Here is a 17,133-nt window from a genome sequence, read left to right on the forward strand (position 1 = left end):
AGGACGAGACACCATGCAACTCACAGGCAATCTGCTCATCGGTCAGGAATCGGTCTTCGGTTCGAACGGCGCAATCAAGGCCGTCAACGCATCGACCGGCGCGGCCATCGAACCGGCGTTCGGCGGCGCGACGCTCGCCGATCTCGACCGCGCGTGCGCACTCGCGTGGGCCGCCTTCGACGTCTATCGCGAAACGGCGCCTGAAGCGCGCGCGAAGTTCCTCGAAGCCATCGCGCAAAATATCCTCGATATCGGCGACGACCTGATCGAGCGTTGCATGATCGAAAGCGGCCTGCCCCGCCCGCGACTCGAAGGCGAGCGCGGCCGCACGGTCGGCCAGCTGCGCATGTTCGCGGACGTGGTCCGCAACGGCGACTTCCTCGGCGTGCGCATCGATCCGGCGCAGCCCGAGCGCAAGCCGCTGCCGCGCGTCGATCTGCGTCTGCGCCATGTCGGCGTCGGTCCGGTCGCCGTGTTCGGCGCGAGCAACTTCCCGCTGGCGTTCTCGGTGGCGGGCGGCGACACGGCGTCCGCGCTCGCAGCGGGCTGCCCGGTGATCGTCAAGGCGCACTCGGCGCATCCGGGCACGGCGGAACTCGTCGGCCGCGCGGTGCAGAAGGCGGTGAAGGATTGCGGCATGCCCGAAGGCACGTTCTCGCTGCTGTTTGACAGCGGCCGCGACGTGGGCCAGGGACTCGTCAAGGACAACCGCATCAAGGCGGCCGGCTTCACCGGTTCGCGCGGCGGCGGCACGGCGCTGATGAAGCTCGCCGCGGCCCGCGCCGAACCGATTCCGGTCTACGCGGAAATGAGCAGCATCAACCCGGTCGTGCTGTTCCCGAATGCATTGAAGAACCGCGGCGAAGGCATCGCGAAGGCGTTCGTGCAGTCGCTCGTGCTCGGCGCGGGCCAGTTCTGTACGAATCCGGGCTTGCTGCTTGCCGTCGACGGTCCCGAACTCGACGCGTTCATCGCGGCAGCAGCGGCGGCGCTCAAGGAAACGGCCGCGCAGACGATGCTCACGCCGGGCATCTGCAAGACGTATCAGGGCGCCGTGACGCGCGCAGCCGAACACGCCGACGTGGCGACCGCCGCGCGCGGCGTCGAGGCCAAGGGCGAGAACCAGGGCCAGTCGGCGCTGTTCGTCACCACCGCCGACGCGTTCCGCAAGAGCCATGAGCTGCAGGAAGAAATCTTCGGCGCGTCGTCGCTGGTCGTGCGCTGCCCGGATCTCGCGTCCATGCGCGATCTGATCGAATCGCTCGAAGGCCAGCTGACGTCGGCGCTGCATATCGACGAAGCCGATTACGCCGACGCGCGCAACTTCCTGCCCGCGCTCGAACGCCGCACCGGCCGGATTCTGGTGAACGGTTTCGGCACGGGCGTCGAAGTCGGACACGCGATGGTGCACGGCGGCCCGTATCCGTCGACGGCGGACGGCCGCTCGACTTCGGTCGGCAGCCTGGCGATCAACCGCTTCCTGCGTCCGGTGAGCTATCAGGATCTGCCTGACGCGCTCCTGCCCGACGCGCTCAAGACCGACAATCCGCTCGGCCTGAACCGTCGTATCGACGGCACGCTGCAACTGGCGAAGTAACGTCCTAGCCTGGCCACACGGGCCGCGACGCGCATCTCGCGTCGCGGCCCGTGTCGTTTTTGCAGGCCGGAAAAATGTGCTCTCCGGACGATGATTCGGATACCTGAGCAAATTCCCGCGTATCACGGCCGATATGGCCTATCCGTGTTTACACCGCTGCCGCATCCGCGCAACATGCGCTAATCGCTTTGGCATCAGTGGGTTATCCGCCAGCGGCGTGCCCTTGTCTGCAAACGGCTAAGGATTGGCGGTTCACAACCGCCGCCGCCGTCTCAAAATGGCGGAAACATAGTGAGCGAGAGCGAGGCGTTTCGCACAACGCCTGATCCGGTTGTACCGCGCACCGATCCGACGCTTTCACATCCATATCAGGGCCATGCGCCGGACGTCCGCGTTCCGAGCGCGCCACGAGGCAGGGCGAAGCAATGCAATGGATTAGTCGCTTGAATTTGGCGACCCTTGATAGGTGCGAAAGGCAATTGACGTCCGAAAACGGTTGAACCATATTTTGGACTGTCGTTTCCCGCCAGCGTGCGTTGCACGCAGCGAAACAATACGAAGGATTGCTGCCGCGGGACGCAGGTCCCGGTGTCGTAGCGCGATCAGCCACCGCGCGTTCGCGCCACGCGATTTGGCAACCTCACGCACATGTCCTTCGAGGGCTCCAGCATGACCACGCGTTTGACGTTTCCCGCATCCATGTTTTCCGTCGTCTGCCAGCGGTGCGGCAGCACGATGCGCAAAAACGCCGACAGCTGCCCCAACTGCGGCGCCGACCGCAATGCCGCGCTCGGCGCGAAACGCGACGCCGAAGAAGCGGCGCCGCGCAACAGCATGTTCGAGCAGGCGGCATCGGCATCGGCATCGGCATCGGCATCGGCATCGGCATCGGCTTCCAATGCTTCGATGGAAACAGGCGAGCGCTCCGAACCCTCGCTGCGTCCGAGCTGGGCCGGCTGGGACGCCAAGCGCGCGAGCGAACGCATTGCGGAAAAAGCGGCGGAATATCGCGCGCGGCGGGCCGAGGCGCACGCGCGCAACGCCTATGCCGATTCCAGCCACGACCCGGACGCCCTGCCCGGCTCCGAGGGCTGGAACCGCAAGAAGACTATCGTCGCGAGCGCATGCGGGCTGGCGTTGATCGCCGGCGCCGCGTTCTATCTGCAACTCGGCGACTCCGACAGCGAGAGCATGTCGTCCGACGATCACAGCGTCTCGGGCGCAATCGATGCGAAAACGGGCCCGCTCGCGCGCGGCGCGGTCGAGGCGCCCTCGACGTCGGCTGCACCCGCCGCGCCCGTCACCGACCGGCGCAGCCAGGCCGATACGCGCACGCTCGCGCCCGGCGATGTCTTGCGCGGCGTGCGCGTCGCGCTGGATCAGCACGATCTCGGCGCCGCCCGCGCGCGGCTCAAGGCGCTTCCCGCCCAGCAGCAGACGCGCGCGGAATACGAACCGCTGAAGGACGAACTCGTCAAGCGTGAACTACAGCGCGACGCCGCGCTGCAGCTCGCGCGCGCCTGCGAGCGGACGTCCGCTTGGGCGTGTGTGCAGCAGAACGCCGGTGAAGCGCTCGCGCTCGACGGCAGCAACGTCGAATCGCAGGCGATGCTCGAACGCGTGATCTCGCACGCGGGCTGGCTCGCACCGACGGCATCGGCGGCGCTGGCGAAGAAGGTTCCGTCGACCGCGCCCGCGACGGCAGCCACGGCCGCCCCTGCGCCTTCCAACACCGTCGCCCCGGCGCCCGCCGCTCCCGCGCAGGCAAACGTTGCCACGGCGACGCCGCCCGCGAAGCAGAGCGCAGTCGCGCAGAAACCGCTCACCGAGAAGCGCACGTCGCGCAGTGCCGCCGCGCGTCAGGCCGCCGAGGAAGCGCGCGCCGAAGCCGCCAGCGAAGCGCGTGCGGAGAAGATCGCACGCGCACAGGCCGCGACCAACGCAATCACCGCGACGACGGTCGTGCCACCGGCCGCGCCCACCGCCGCCGCGACAACAACGACGACGCCACGCGCCGCGCCGTCTGCGTCGCCGTCGTCATCGCAAGCGCAGACGCAGCCATCGGCCAAGACCACGCCCGCGCAAGCCACCGCGACGCGCACGCCGCAACCGCACTACATCGGCGAGGAAGAAACGCAGCCGGCCGCGACGGCCACCACGCGCCCGGCGAATCTGCGCGCGCCGCAATATATCGGCGACGAGCCCGCGCAACCTGCCGCGCCCGCCGCCCGGACCAACGGCCAGCGCGCGCCGTATTACCTCGGCGAAGACCCGCCGCAAACTGCGGCGCCTGCCGCGCGCTCGACTGTGCCGCGTCCGCCGCAATCGACGCAATCGACGCAATCGACAAATCAGGGTGCCGCGCAGCCGCCGATCATCGCGAATCCGCAGGCCGCCGTGCCGCGTCCGCCCGCCGCCAGCGCGCAGCCGGTCGCGACGCAGACAACCGCCACGCCCCGCGTCGCGACGACGATCAGCCCGCCCGCGACGCAAGCGAACGTATCGACACGCGCCGCGCCTTCATCGGCGGGCACGGGAGCGTCGCCGTCGGCGCAATTCGGCAGCATGCCGGCGGGAGCGCATCTCGACTCCGACAAGACAGAAGAACTCGAACGCGCCATCAAGCAATACGGCTGGAGCGGCAGCGAATCAGCGCCGAAGCCGTCGCAATAAGACGCAGGCGCCATCAGAAAAACGATACAGAGACAACAACGACGCACGGCAAACACACACGTCACGCGAGACCGCGTCGAGCCGCATGTGAGTGACCGGGCATGACCGGATTGCGCGCGACGCGTACGGCCGCGTACGCATCGCGCGAGTTTCACAGCACCCGTCCAACTCCGACTAAGGGTCAATCATGTTCATCACGAAACACATGCGCAATGCCGCACGGGGCGCGCTGGCACTCATGGCCGTCGCCGGGCTCGTCGGCGCGCAATCGGCCTTCGCCGCCGATGCGCTTCCCTACAAGATCACCACGGGCCAGGAGCGCGGCACGTATATCCAGATCGGTCAGGATCTGTCGAAGTACGTGGCCGAGCCGGCGGGCATCGAGCTGGAAGTGCTGCCGTCGAAAGGGTCGGCCGAAAACGTGCAGCGCATGCGCTACGAACCCGGCGTGAAGTTCGCGCTGGTGCAGTCGGACGTGTATCAGGCGTACATGGACATGGCGACCTCGGGCAACGCGGACGCCGGCAAGATCATCAAGCCGCTGCGCCTCATCATGCCGCTCTACGACGAGGAGATTTATTTCGTCACGCGCGCGGATTCGCCGATGAAGTACATCCACGAGATCAAGGGCAAGAACATCAGCGTCGGGCCGATCGGCAGCGGCACGGCGCAATCGGCGGAAACGCTGTACCGGCTGATGTTCGGCGAGCCGATCGCCGAGACGAACGAGCAGCATCTCAACAACGAAGATTCGCTCGCGCGGCTGATCGTCGGGAAGATCGATGTCGCGGTGATCGTTGCGGGGCAGCCGGCCAAGCTGTTTCAGGACATGAATCCGGAGTTGCTCAAGCAGATCAAGCTGCTGCGTCTCGACGCCAGCGCGCAGGAAACCGCGCGCGCCAAGCAGACCTACTTCCCGGCGACGATCCGCACGTCGAGCTATCCGAACTGGATTCAGGAAGACACGCCGACGCTCACCGTGAAAGCCTTCCTCGTGACCTACGACTACGGACTGCGCGGCACGGTCGGCGCGCTGTCGAAGTTCGCCGATTCGCTCTGCGCAAACTTCGACACCTTGCAGGCCAACGGGCATCCGAAGTGGAAGCAGGTGCACCTCGAACTGCCGCCGCTCACGCGCGGCTGGAAATACTATCCGCCGATGGAAAAGCACTTGCGCGCATGCATCGCGCAACGCACGGCGGCCGCGGAGCAATCGCAGAATCCGACGCGGCAAGTGTCGGCGCGTCAGCAGGAAGCGGCCGCGCAGAAGGTGAAGAAGGCGAGCTGCACGGCGCAGGAAAAACTGCTGTTGCTGTGCGATCAGTAATGCGCCGCGTCTAGCGGATGAGCGTCGGCATGAGCGCGGCGAGCCGCGTCATGCCGCGTTCGATGGCGTCGATGCTCGTGCCGCCATAGCCGAGCAACACGCCCTGATGCGCGGGCGGCCCCGCATGAAAGCCGCGAATGCCGTAGATGCCGACCGACACCGTGCGCGCCGCCGCCACGACCTCTTCCTCACGCAGCGACGCATCGAGCCGCGCGACCAGGTGGATGCCGGCCGTCGCGGGCATCGGTTCGAACCACGGCGCGAGATCGCCGGTCAGGCGCGCCAGCAACGCCGCGCGGCGCTCGGCATAGGTCTTGTGCATGCGCCTGAGATGCTTCGCGTATTCGCCGTCGAGCATGAAGGCGCCGAGCGCCGTCTGCGTGAGCATGCAGCTGTGCCAGTCGCAGACCTGTTTGGCCGTCCAGAGCGGCTCCGACAGCGTCGCGGGCGGCACCACGTAACCCAGCCGCAAATCGGGAAAGAGCGTCTTCGAGAACGTGCCGACATACGCGACGAGTCCCGCGCGATCGAGGCTCTTGAGCGACTCCACCGGCCGTCCTTCGAAGCGGAACTCGCCGTCGTAGTCGTCCTCGACAATCACCGCGCCGCGCTTGCCCGCCCATTCGAGCAATTCGACGCGCCGGTCGAGGCTCATCGGCATGCCGAGCGGAAACTGATGCGAAGGCGTCACGTAGACGAGCCGCGTGTTGCGCGGCAACTTCTTCACGACGATGCCCTCGCCATCGACCGGCACCAGTGCGATGCGCGCGCCGAGCGCCGCGAACAGCGCCCGCGCGGGCGGATAGCCCGGCTCCTCGACCGCGACGACATCGCCTGGCTGAATCACGACGCGCGCAAGCAGATCGAGCGCCTGCTGCGCGCCCTGCGTCACGAGCACGTCCTGCCAGTTGCACACGACGGCCCGGCTGTACGCGAGATAACGCGCGATGCCGAGCCGCAGTTCCTGTTCGCCGCCCGGATCGCGATAGCCCGCCATGCCGCCGTCCGCGCGCGCCTGCGTGCGCAGCGCGTGATTGAGGCAGCGGCGCCACGCATCGTAGGGAAAGATCGTCTTGTCGGTCACGCCGCCTTTGAAATCGCAGTCGAGCGTTTCATGGCGCGGCGGCATCGGCATGGTCAGGCGCTCGGGCATCTTGCGCCAGATGCCGGTTGCACGGGCGTTGGCCGATGCCGGTTCGGGCCGCGCGGACGGCAGCCGCGCGAGCCCGTCCGCGACGAAAGTGCCGTCGCCGGCGCGGGTGCGCAGGAAGCCTTCCGCGATGAGCCGCTCGAAGACATCGAGCGTGGTCTTGCGCGACACGCCGAGCTGCGCGGCGAGATCGCGCGTGGACGGCAAACGCGCGTGAGCGGCGAGCCGTCCTTCGATGATACCGGCGCGCAGTTGAGCGTAAATCTGGCCGTTCAAATCGCGGCGGCCGTGCAGGGTGATGTGGATATCCAAGGCGTCAGGCTCGATCGAAGGCGTCGAGTGGTTACCTTAACATGACCGCTTTGACCGATCACGGGCAACCAGTTCACGCCGATCCGAACACCGCCTCGCACAGCGTCACGCCCTGCTCGGTGAGCCACGCGCTTCCCGTCCCTTCCTCGCTGATTTGCACTTCGACGAGCCCCGCGTCCTCAAGCCCGGTCAACTGCCGTCGCAGCGTGCTCATCGGCAAGTCGGCCTGCTTGGCGAGCTTCGCCAGCGACCACGCGCGCCCCGGCGTCTCGCCGCGCGCCCGCCAGAGTTGCGCCAGCACGGCGACGAGCGCCGGATCGATGTCATCGCTCATGTGCGTTCTCCTTTCTCTTTCTGCGCCCGCGCGCCGATCTCGGCGGCGAGTTCGCCGAGCCGCTGCACCGCCGCCTCGCTCGCGGGCGTCCACGGATAACTGTAGTTGAGGCGAATGTAATGGCTGAAGACGTTGCGCGTCGAGAACATGTAGCCCGGCCCGATGGTAATGCCGCATTCGAGCGCGGCACGATACAGCCGCATCGAATCGACGCCCGGCGGCAGTTCCACCCACAGCACGTAGCCGCCCTGCGGCGCCGAAATGCGCGTGCCCGCCGGAAAGAAGCGCTCGACCATCGCGCTCATGATGCGCGCCTGCTGCCGGTACAGCTTGCGCACGCGCCGCAAATGCCGGTCGTAGCCGTCCTGCCGCAGATAATCGGCGATGGCGATCTGCGGCACGGACGGCGTCGTCAGCGTGTTGAGGAACTTGAGCTTCTCGACCTGCGCCCGATAGCGCCCCGGCATCGCCCAGCCGATGCGGTACGACGCCGTCAGACTCTTCGAGAACGACGCGCAATGCAGCACGAGCCCTTTGGTGTCGAAGTTCTTGAGCGTCGACGGGCGCGCGTCGCCGTAATACAACTCGTGATAGACATCGTTCTCGATTACCGGAATGTCGTGCGCGCCGAGCAATTCGACAAGTTGCCGCTTGCGTTCGTCCGGCATCTGAAAGCCGAGCGGATTCTGGAAGTTCGGCATCACCATGCACGCGGCGATCGTCCTGCTCGCGATGACCTGCGCCAAGGCGTCGATGTCGATGCCGTCGACGGGATGCGTCGGCACTTCGATCGCGCGCATGCCGAGACGCTCGATCGCGTGGAGCATCGCGTAATACGTCGGCGATTCGACGGCCACCGTGTCGCCCGGTTTCGCGACCGCCTGCAGGCTCAGGTTGATCGCCTCGGTCGCGCCGACGGTGATCACGATCTCCTCCGGATCCACCGCCACGCCGTTCTCCGCATAACGCCGCGCGATCTGGCGGATTAGTTCGGGATTGCCCGGCGGCAGATCGTCGATGAGATTCCAGCTTGCACGCCGCCGCGCGATGGCGTTCGCATACTGGTTGATGCGCCGCCACGGGAACAGTTCGGGATCGGGATACGGCGAGCCGAACGGCACGGCGTCGTGCGCGCGGATGCTGCGCAAGGTCGAGAGCACGAGCCCGCTCACATCGACTTCCGACGCCACCGCGATGGCCCGCCGCGCGCGCTTCGGCTCGGCCTGTACGACGCCCGCGCGCGGCTGTGCGCGCACGAAGTAGCCGGACTGCGGACGCGTTTCCAGAATGCCGCGGCTTTCCAGCACCGCATACGCGTGCAGCACCGTTTTGATGCTCACGCCGTATCGCTGGCTCGCCTGCCGCACGGACGCGACGCGCTCGCCCGGCGCGAATACCCCACGGCGCACGGCTTCCTCGATTTCATCGGCGAACTTTTCGTAGAGCTTCAACGCGCGCTTTCCTTTGTGCCGGATGTGGATCGCAGTCTAGGGCAAAACGTCGCAACTGTATCCCTCTTATTTCGCATTTTCTGTGCGCCGCGTGCGTTTCGGGACACAGTACGCTGTGTCTCATCACACGCTTGAGCAGAAACCGCCGCCATGAAGAAGCCCGAACCGCGCATCGAACCGTACACGCATCCCGCCGCCGGATGGGGCGCGCTGAAGCAGGTCGCCATCAATCTCGTCAAGGAGAAAGTGGCGGGCGGGAATTACCGGACACTCTTCAAGCAGAATCAGCCCGACGGCTTCGATTGCCCCGGCTGCGCATGGCCGGACCGCGAGCACGGCTCGACCTTCGAGTTCTGCGAAAACGGCGTGAAGGCCGTCGCCGCCGAAGCGACCAGCAAGCGCGTCACGCCTGCGTTCTTCGAAGCGCATACCGTGACGTCGCTGATGGCGCAGACGGACTACGAACTGGAGCAGCACGGCCGCCTGACCGACCCGCTCGTCTATGACGCCGCGCGCGACCGCTACGTGCCAATCGCCTGGGACGCTGCGTTCGAGCTGATCGCCGCGCATCTGAATAAGCTCGACAATCCGGACCGCGCCGCGTTCTACACGTCGGGACGTGCGAGCAACGAAGCCGCGTTCCTGTACCAGTTGTTCGTGCGCATGTACGGCACCAACAATTTTCCCGACTGCTCGAACATGTGCCACGAAGCGACGAGCCGCGGCTTGCCGCATACGGTCGGCATCGGCAAGGGAACCGTCACGCTCGACGACTTCGAACACGCCGACACGATCCTGCTGTTCGGCCAGAATCCGGCGACGAACCACCCGCGCATGCTCGGCGAACTGCGCGATTGCGCGAAGCGCGGCGCGACCATCGTCTCGATCAATCCGTTGAAGGAACGCGGGCTCGAACGCTTTGCGAGCCCGCAGCACACGCTCGACATGCTTTCGCCGAAAGGCGTGAAAATCAGTTCGGTGTTTATCCGCCCGAAAGTGGGCGGCGATTTCGCGTTGCTCAAGGGCGTTGCCAAGCGCGTGATCGAACTCGACGACGAAGCCCGCGCCAACGGTGGCGAGCGCGTGCTCGATGTCGAATTCATCGCGCAGCATACGATCGATTTCGACGCCTTCGCCGACGACCTGCGCGCCGAAAGCTGGGACGCGATCGTCGAAGAATCCGGCGTGCCGATCGACGACGTGCTCAAACTCGCCGACATCTACGCGCGAGGCCGCGCCGTGATCTCGACGTGGGGCATGGGTCTCACGCAGCACAAGAACTCCGTGCCGACCATCCAGTTGCTGTCGAACCTGATGATGATGCGCGGCAATATCGGCCGGCGCGGCGCGGGTCTGTGCCCGGTGCGCGGACACTCGAACGTGCAGGGCGACCGCACGGTGGGCATCGAGGAAAAGCCGACGCCCGAGTTTCTCGACCGTCTTGGCGCCGCGTACGATTTCGAGCCGCCGCGCGAGCACGGCTACGACGTCGTCGAAACCATTCACGCGATGCTCGAAGGCAAGGTGAAGGTGTTTATCGGGCTGGGCGGGAATTTTTCGATCGCGACGCCCGACACGCCGCGCACCTGGGACGCGATGCGCTCGTGCGATCTCACCGTGCATATCACGACGAAACTCAACCGCAGCCATCTCGTGCATGGCCGCGACGCGCTCATTCTGCCAACGCTCGGGCGCACCGAAATCGACATGCAGAACGGCATTTCGCAGGGCGTCTCCGTCGAGGATTCGATGAGCATGGTGCACATTTCGTACGGCATGAACAAGCCCGCCTCGCCGAACCTGCTTTCCGAAGTGGCGATCGTTGCGCGCATGGCGCAGGCGACGCTAGGTTCATCGAAAGTGGACTGGCTCGCGCACGCGAACGATTATTCGCTGATCCGCGACGGCATCGAGAAAGTGCTCGACGGCTTCGAGAACTACAACGAGCGGCTGAAGCATCCGGGCGGCTTTCATCTCGGCGTGGCGTCGCGCGATCGCGTATGGAAAACGCCGAGCGGCAAGGCGCGCTTCATCGTGCATGAAATCGCGCGCGACACGCCAATTCACCGCGCCCGCGCGCTTCACGGCGATCGCCTGATGACGCTCATGACGACGCGTTCGCACGATCAGTACAACACGACCATCTACGGTCTCGACGACCGTTATCGCGGCGTGTACGGACAGCGCCACGTGCTGTTCGCGAACCGCGAGGACATTGACATGCTCGGCTTCGAGCCGGGCGATGTGGTGGACATCACGAGCGTATGGGACGACGGCGTCGAGCGGCGCGTGAACGGCTTCACGCTGGTCGAATACGACATTCCGCGCGGCTGTCTCGGCGCGTATTACCCGGAGACCAATCCGCTCGTGCCGTTGTCGTCAGTGGCGGATGGCGCGGGAACGCCGACATCGAAGTCCATTCCCGTGCTGCTCACGTCCGCCGCTCAGGCCATTGCGGCGTAGACGCGGCACGGGGTCACGCGGCTTGCCATGACCTGACGCGACTTCTGCCGGCGGCGAATGCGCCGTTCGAGCGCCGCCGCGCCGCTGTAGCGCAGATGAACGAACGAGCCGAGCACCGCAAGAATGGCGACCCATGCGATCGAGCCGGCAGCAATGCTCCCGCAATAGTCGCTGAACCACACGCCGCCCAGCATGGCCACGGCCATGACCAGCAAGACCAGGGCAAACGGCGGGCAATGTTCGTGTTCGATATGAACGCGCTCCCAGCCACCCATTCGCTGCTGGTAGCCGCTCACGGAATAAACGCTGATCGCATGATTCATATGTCCTCCCAACTGTTTTCGTGTTTGCGCTTATGCAAACTTACGCAGTGGAAGCATCCCGCGATATCAGACCATTCCGAACAACACACTCGGCGAGTGTCGTTGACTTTCGGCTACAAAGCTGCCTATTGCCAGTCAAATCATCAAAATCACTATTTGGCGCCAGCAAATTCCTGGATCTCGGCATCGGCTTCGCCGGCGAGCGGCACCACGCCCGAGGGTCCCGTCGCATGCGGCTGCAACAGCAGCGCGACGAGCCCGCTCCAGCCCGTTTGATGCGACGCGCCCACGCCGCGCCCGTTGTCGCCGTGAAAATATTCGTGGAACAGCACGAGATCGCGCGAGCGCGGATCGGCCTGTAGTTGCGGATACGCGCCCATCACGGGACGCTCACCGTTCTTGTCGAGCAGAAAGAGCGTCGTCACGCGGCGCGCAAGTTCGTCCGCGATCTGCGCGAGCGAAAACTTCTGGCCCGATCCGGTCGGATATTCGACGCGAAAATCATCGCCGTAATAGCGATGAAACTCGCGTATCGATTCGATCAGCAGAAAGTTGACCGGCATCCACACGGGCCCGCGCCAGTTCGAATTGCCGCCGAACACGCCCGAATTCGACTCGCCCGGCAAGTACTGGATGCTGAAGCTCTCGCTGTTGTGATAGAAGACGAACGGATTGTCGAGATGCACACGCGAGAGCGCGCGCACGCCGTGATCGGAGAGAAATTCGGTTTCGTCGAGCATGCGCCTGAGCAGCGCCTTCATGCGATGTCCGCGCAACAGTGACAGCAGCACGCTGTTGCCCTGCCCCGCCACATTCCAGCGCGACACCAGCCGCGCCAGATCCGGGCGATGTTCGAGGAACCAGTGCATGCGGTCGCGCAGGCCGGGCAGCGAGCGGTTCACGCCCGGCTCCAGCACGTGCACGGCGAAGAGCGGAATCAGCCCGACGATCGAGCGGATACGCATCGGCACGTTGGTTCCGTCCGGCAGGCGCAGCTTGTCATAGAAGAATTCGTCCTCCATATCCCACAGGCCGGTCTCGCAGTTGTCCTCGCAACTCACCGCCTCGGCGATGTACAAGAAGTGCTCGAAGAACTTCACCGCGATGTCGATGAACACCTTGTTCGCATACGCCAGTTCGAGCGCGATGCGCATCAGGTCGAGCGCATACGCGGCCATCCATGCGGTGCCGTCGGCCTGATCGATGTGGCCGCCCGTCGGCAGCGGCGACGAACGATCGAAGATACCGATGTTGTCGAGCCCGAGAAAGCCGCCCTGGAAGATGTTCTTGCCGTCGGCGTCCTTGCGGTTGACCCACCACGAGAAATTCAGCAGTAGCTTGTGGAACACGAGTTCGAGGAAGTCGCGGTCGCCGCGTCCGGTGATCGCGCGGTCGATTTCGTAGACACGCCACGTCGCCCAGGCGTGTACGGGCGGATTGGCGTCGCCGAAAGCCCATTCGTAGGCGGGCAACTGGCCGTTGGGATGCTGATAGCGGTCTTTCACGAGCAGCAGCAACTGGCGCTTGGCGAACTCGGGGTCGATCAGCGCGAACGCGGCCGCGTGAAACGCCAGATCCCACGACGCGTACCACGGATATTCCCACTTGTCCGGCATCGATACGATGTCCGCATTGCACAGATGCCGCCAGTCGGCGTTGCGCCCCGAACGCCGCTGCTTCGGCGGCTTCGGCTGGAGCGGATCGCCGTCGAGCCAGCGCGTGACATCGAACTGGTAGTACTGCTTCGACCACAGCATGCCCGCGAGCGCCTGACGCTGCACGAGCCGCTGATCGGCATCGGCGATATCGTGTTGCAGCGCGCCGTAGAACTCGTCGGCTTCGGCCAGGCGGCGCGCGAACAGGGCGTCGGCATCGAGCGGCACTTCGTCCGGCGCGGATTCCGGACGCCAGCGCAAGTACACCACGGCCGTGCCGTGTGCGTCGAGTTCGAGCCGCACATGCGCGGCGCAGCGCGTGCCCTGATCGCGGCGAATCGCGCTTTCGTCGGCATTCAGGATGTAATCGTTGAAGCCGTCCTTGAACGGACCCTCGGCTTCCATGCGAAACAGACGCCGCACGTTGGTCTCGTTTTCGCAGAACAGCCATTCGATGCCGCCCGAATGCGCCGTCCATGCGGTGACCACCATCGGTTCGTGGCCGCTTTGCTCGGCCAGCACGTAGGTGCCCTCGCCCTCGACCGTTTCCAGTTTCAGCGACGGCTTCACGGGCGTCGGCTTCCACGACCAGGTATTGCGCGCCCACATCTGCGGCAGCACGTCGAGGGCGGCCGCCACGTCGCCGCGGTTCTCGATCGTGACGCGCATCAGGATGTCGTCGGGTGTGTGCTTCGCGTATTCCACCGTGACGTCGAAATAGCGCTCGTCGTCGAAGACGCCGGTGTCGAGCACTTCGTACTCGGGCAGATCGGCGCTGCGGCGCGCATTTTCATCGACGAGATCGGCGTACGGAAACGCCGCATGCGGATACTTGTAGAGCATGCGCATGTAGGAATGGGTCGGCGTGCCGTCGACGTAGAAGTACAGTTCCTTCACGTCCTCGCCGTGATTGCCTTCCTCGTTCGTCAGACCGAAGAGGCGTTCCTTGATGATCGGATCGCAGCCGTTCCACAGCGCGAGCGACACGCACCAGTTGAGGCTCGTGTCGCCGAAACCGGCCAGGCCGTCCTCGCCCCAGCGATACGCGCGGCTGCGTGCATGATCGTGCGGGAAGTATTCCCAGGCGGTGCCGAACTCGCTGTAGTCCTCGCGCACCGTGCCCCACTGGCGTTCGCTCAGATACGGACCCCAGCGCTGCCAGCGCGGGCAGTCGGTCGTGTGCAGCCGGGAGCCCTCGACGGTGTCGATCTGATTGACGGGGCGCGATTTCGGCATGGACCTCTCCTCGTTTTGCGGCGCGGCCGGTGTCGCGCCGGCTTTGGGGTCGGCTTCGCGATGCGGCGGGCAAGAGTCGTAATTTAGCGCGTTTTCGCGGAAGCATCGCGCAGCGCGCCCGCGCGGCGTTCAGCCCGCGTCGAGCAGCCGTTCGATGCGCAGCAGTTCCGCCAGCGACCACGCCTGGAACGGCGTGCCGCCGGGCGTGTGGGGCGCATCGCCGTCGGCGACCTCGCTGATGTGATCGAGGCCGTAGCGGTCGAGATGCGCATAGAGCGGCGCCAGGAAGCGCTCGCGCACGCCCGCCGCGCCGTGCACGCGCACCCACGCCTCGACAAACGGACCGATCAGCCACGGCCACACGGTGCCCTGGTGATACGCGCCGTCGCGTTCCAGCACGCCGCCCGCGTAACGCCCACGGTACGCCGGGTCCGACGGCGCGAGCGTGCGCAAGCCGAGCGGCGTCAGTAGTTGCGTCTCGACCTGTTCGACGACCGCGCGCGCGATTTCGCCATCGACGAGTGGAAACGGCAGGCCGCCGACCGCGAAAATCTGATTGGGGCGAATGGCGCGATCGATCTTGCCGAACTCGTGATCCACGTCGACGACATCGAAAAGCGTGTTCGTCTGCGGATCGACGAAGCGCGCACAAAACGACTGCCGCGCCCGGGCGCGCAAATCCTGCCAGCGCGCGCTCCACGTACAGGCGATCGACAGCGCGTTGATCCACAGCGCCTGAATCTCCACCGGCTTGCCGATGCGCGGCGTCACGACCCAGTCGCCCGCCTTCGCGTCCATCCACGTCAGTTGCACGCCGGGCACGCCCGCGCGCAGGAGTCCGTCGGTGTCGGCGGCGATGTTGAAGCGCGTGCCGCGCGAATAGCCGTCGAGGATCGAATCGACGGCGTGTTGCAGGCGGCTCGTCGTGGCGGCGTGCGCGTGGCCCGTCGCCAGAAAATCCTGCACCGCCACGATGAACCACAGCGAGGCATCGACCGAGTTGTATTCGGGCAGACCGCCGCTGTCGGGAAAGCGGTTCGGCACCATGCCTTCGGAAATGGTGTCGGCCCATTCGAGCAGGATCGACTCCGCTTCCTGATACCGTCCCGACGCGAGCAGCAGACCGCGCATCGAGATGAACGTGTCGCGGCCCCAGTCCGTGAACCACGGGAAACCCGCGATGATCGTGCGTCCCACGTTGCGATTCACCACATAGGCCTGCGCCGAACGCGCGAGCCGCGAGCCCAGCGCCGTGCGTCGTGCAGCTTCCGCCGCCGCAAGCCGCGACGCGTGCGCGAGCGCGCCTTCCTCGGACGGCTTGTCGTGTTCCGTGTGTGCGTGCAGGATCAGCACGGCGTCGGCGCGCGCAAGGTCGAAGCTGAAGACGCCGGGCGTCGCCAAGTCTTCGGTGAAATCGAGTCCGCGCTCGCGTTCACGCACATAGCAGAAATTGCGATACCAGTCGGGCGCGTGCTCGTAGACGCCGTTCGACTTCGCGCAAATGACGGGACGGTCGCCGTAAGGCTGCCAGTGCACGCGTTCGCCTTCCAGCGTGGCATCGAAGGAAAACGCCGCGTTTTCGTGATGCAGCGCGTGATAGTCGCGCCCCGAGACGAGCGGGCGCACTTGCAGCCGCGCGGCTTCGAGACCGTGCGCGGCCGCGTCTTCGAGACGCCAGCGCAGCACGGTTTCACGGCTGTCCCGCGCGACGAACACGTCCGCCACGACGACCGTCTCCCCGCCGATGCCAAAGCGCCACGTCGGCCACGGCTCGGTGTCGAACGAGAGCAGGCTCGCCGATGCATCCGGGTAGCGCACGTCGGGGGCGTAGTACTGCATCGTCAGAGGGAAACGCTGGCCGTTCGCTTCCAGCCAGACTTCGACGCCGTTCACCAGCACGACGCGTCCGGCGGGCGGCTGCGTCGCGGCGAGCAGAAGCGCGTGATAGCGCCGCGTACGCATCGTGCCGACGGTGCCGGAAGCGAAGCCGCCGTTGGCATCGGCTTCGAGCCATTCGTCTTCGAGACGCGCGGCGTCGATGGCCGCCGCAGCCGTGCGTTCGATGCGCGTCATGACACAGGTTTCTGGCGATATTCCTTGAGCGCCCGGCGCGCTTTCGTCTGGATCGCGCGCTGCATCTGCGGCGTCCAGCCGAGCAGCCAGCCGCTCGCGCCGAGCGCTTGACGGCTCCAGCGCCAGAGATCGAAGACATCGGTATGTTCGGCGATGAGGCCGTCGCGGATAGCGAAGCGCGCCTGAATCTGATTGACGACGACGTTGCCCGTCGCCGAATACGTATAGCGCGCGACGGCGTTGGCGCTTGCGACCTGACCGACCGATTTGACGCCGTCGTAGCTGAGCGTGAAGTCCTGCGCGCGCCCGAGCAGCATGCGCCACATGTCGCCGGCTTCCCTGCCGCGCAGCACGCCGAAGGCGGGGTCCTGAAACAGGATGTCGGCGGCGTAGCAGGCGGCCATCGATTCCGCGTCGCGGTTTTGAAACGCGCTGTAGAAGCGTTCGATCAGGGCGGTGTTGGCGTTTGGCATGGGGGTCGCGCGTTCTTCGCTCGTGGCCTTGCTTCGCGTGATTGCACTGCTGCGGGGACCGCTCGT

Annotated in this window: 11 protein-coding genes; 4 read left to right on the top strand and 7 right to left on the bottom strand. The window is 65.8% G+C overall.

The window, feature by feature from the left end:
- Nucleotides 1–13: 13 nt before the first annotated feature.
- The 3 genes from BRPE64_RS18825 (at nucleotide 14) to BRPE64_RS18835 (ending at nucleotide 5,597) form a co-directional block, all read left to right on the top strand.
- Nucleotides 14–1,597 carry an aldehyde dehydrogenase (NADP(+)) gene (locus BRPE64_RS18825; protein WP_016355105.1) on the top strand — a complete coding sequence of 528 codons (1,584 nt, stop codon included), beginning with the start codon at nucleotides 14–16 and terminating at the stop codon, nucleotides 1,595–1,597.
- Nucleotides 1,598–2,266: 669 nt separating this feature from the next.
- Entirely contained in the window at nucleotides 2,267–4,270 is a 2,004-nt protein-coding gene (locus BRPE64_RS18830) for a hypothetical protein (RefSeq protein WP_044042476.1), read from the top strand.
- A 187-nt stretch (nucleotides 4,271–4,457) separates the two neighbouring features.
- Nucleotides 4,458–5,597: a TAXI family TRAP transporter solute-binding subunit gene (locus tag BRPE64_RS18835; RefSeq protein WP_016355108.1), complete on the top strand. Its 1,140-nt coding sequence runs from the start codon at nucleotides 4,458–4,460 to the stop codon at nucleotides 5,595–5,597.
- A gap of 10 nt (nucleotides 5,598–5,607) precedes the next feature.
- Here the strand turns inward: BRPE64_RS18835 and pdxR are convergent, their stop codons facing one another.
- The 3 genes from pdxR to BRPE64_RS18850 all read right to left on the bottom strand — a co-directional run bounded on the left by pdxR (nucleotide 5,608) and on the right by BRPE64_RS18850 (nucleotide 8,844).
- A complete protein-coding gene (gene pdxR, locus BRPE64_RS18840) occupies nucleotides 5,608–7,059 on the bottom strand; it encodes a MocR-like pyridoxine biosynthesis transcription factor PdxR (protein ID WP_016355109.1) in 1,452 nt (483 codons plus the stop codon).
- Between the two features lie 73 nt (nucleotides 7,060–7,132).
- Nucleotides 7,133–7,393, bottom strand: coding sequence for a winged helix-turn-helix domain-containing protein (locus BRPE64_RS18845; protein WP_016355110.1), 261 nt, complete (start codon nucleotides 7,391–7,393; stop codon nucleotides 7,133–7,135).
- A complete protein-coding gene (locus BRPE64_RS18850) occupies nucleotides 7,390–8,844 on the bottom strand; it encodes an aminotransferase-like domain-containing protein (RefSeq protein ID WP_016355111.1) in 1,455 nt (484 codons plus the stop codon). Before BRPE64_RS18850 ends, BRPE64_RS18845 begins: the two co-directional genes overlap by 4 nt.
- A 150-nt stretch (nucleotides 8,845–8,994) precedes the next feature.
- Between BRPE64_RS18850 and BRPE64_RS18855 the strand changes: the two genes are divergently transcribed.
- Nucleotides 8,995–11,307: an FdhF/YdeP family oxidoreductase gene (locus BRPE64_RS18855; protein ID WP_016355112.1), complete on the top strand. Its 2,313-nt coding sequence runs from the start codon at nucleotides 8,995–8,997 to the stop codon at nucleotides 11,305–11,307.
- Here BRPE64_RS18855 and BRPE64_RS18860 read toward each other — a convergent pair.
- The 4 genes from BRPE64_RS18860 to BRPE64_RS18875 all read right to left on the bottom strand — a co-directional run bounded on the left by BRPE64_RS18860 (nucleotide 11,289) and on the right by BRPE64_RS18875 (nucleotide 17,067).
- Nucleotides 11,289–11,630 carry a hypothetical protein gene (locus BRPE64_RS18860; protein WP_016355113.1) on the bottom strand — a complete coding sequence of 114 codons (342 nt, stop codon included), beginning with the start codon at nucleotides 11,628–11,630 and terminating at the stop codon, nucleotides 11,289–11,291. The two genes, BRPE64_RS18855 and BRPE64_RS18860, sit on opposite strands and share 19 nt — an antisense overlap.
- A 152-nt stretch (nucleotides 11,631–11,782) precedes the next feature.
- Nucleotides 11,783–14,521 carry an MGH1-like glycoside hydrolase domain-containing protein gene (locus tag BRPE64_RS18865; protein WP_016355114.1) on the bottom strand — a complete coding sequence of 913 codons (2,739 nt, stop codon included), beginning with the start codon at nucleotides 14,519–14,521 and terminating at the stop codon, nucleotides 11,783–11,785.
- 129 nt (nucleotides 14,522–14,650) lie between these two features.
- Nucleotides 14,651–16,594: an amylo-alpha-1,6-glucosidase gene (locus BRPE64_RS18870; protein WP_016355115.1), complete on the bottom strand. Its 1,944-nt coding sequence runs from the start codon at nucleotides 16,592–16,594 to the stop codon at nucleotides 14,651–14,653.
- A complete protein-coding gene (locus BRPE64_RS18875; protein ID WP_016355116.1) occupies nucleotides 16,591–17,067 on the bottom strand; it encodes a nuclear transport factor 2 family protein in 477 nt (158 codons plus the stop codon). The genes BRPE64_RS18870 and BRPE64_RS18875 overlap by 4 nt, the downstream gene beginning before the upstream one ends.
- Between the last annotated feature and the right edge of the window lie 66 nt (nucleotides 17,068–17,133).

This window comes from Caballeronia insecticola, from assembly GCF_000402035.1.
Lineage (GTDB): Bacteria > Pseudomonadota > Gammaproteobacteria > Burkholderiales > Burkholderiaceae > Caballeronia > Caballeronia insecticola.

Bases quoted from the DNA above. Each gene is read 5' to 3' on its own strand.
- BRPE64_RS18835 (WP_016355108.1), top strand. From the start codon at position 4,458: ATGTTCATCACGAAACACATGCGCAATGCCGCACGGGGCGCGCTGGCA.
- BRPE64_RS18830 (WP_044042476.1), top strand. From the start codon at position 2,267: ATGACCACGCGTTTGACGTTTCCCGCATCCATGTTTTCCGTCGTCTGC.
- BRPE64_RS18870 (WP_016355115.1), bottom strand. From the start codon at position 16,594: ATGACGCGCATCGAACGCACGGCTGCGGCGGCCATCGACGCCGCGCGT.
- BRPE64_RS18825 (WP_016355105.1), top strand. From the start codon at position 14: ATGCAACTCACAGGCAATCTGCTCATCGGTCAGGAATCGGTCTTCGGT.
- BRPE64_RS18865 (WP_016355114.1), bottom strand. From the start codon at position 14,521: ATGCCGAAATCGCGCCCCGTCAATCAGATCGACACCGTCGAGGGCTCC.
- BRPE64_RS18855 (WP_016355112.1), top strand. From the start codon at position 8,995: ATGAAGAAGCCCGAACCGCGCATCGAACCGTACACGCATCCCGCCGCC.
- BRPE64_RS18875 (WP_016355116.1), bottom strand. From the start codon at position 17,067: ATGCCAAACGCCAACACCGCCCTGATCGAACGCTTCTACAGCGCGTTT.
- BRPE64_RS18860 (WP_016355113.1), bottom strand. From the start codon at position 11,630: ATGAATCATGCGATCAGCGTTTATTCCGTGAGCGGCTACCAGCAGCGA.
- BRPE64_RS18845 (WP_016355110.1), bottom strand. From the start codon at position 7,393: ATGAGCGATGACATCGATCCGGCGCTCGTCGCCGTGCTGGCGCAACTC.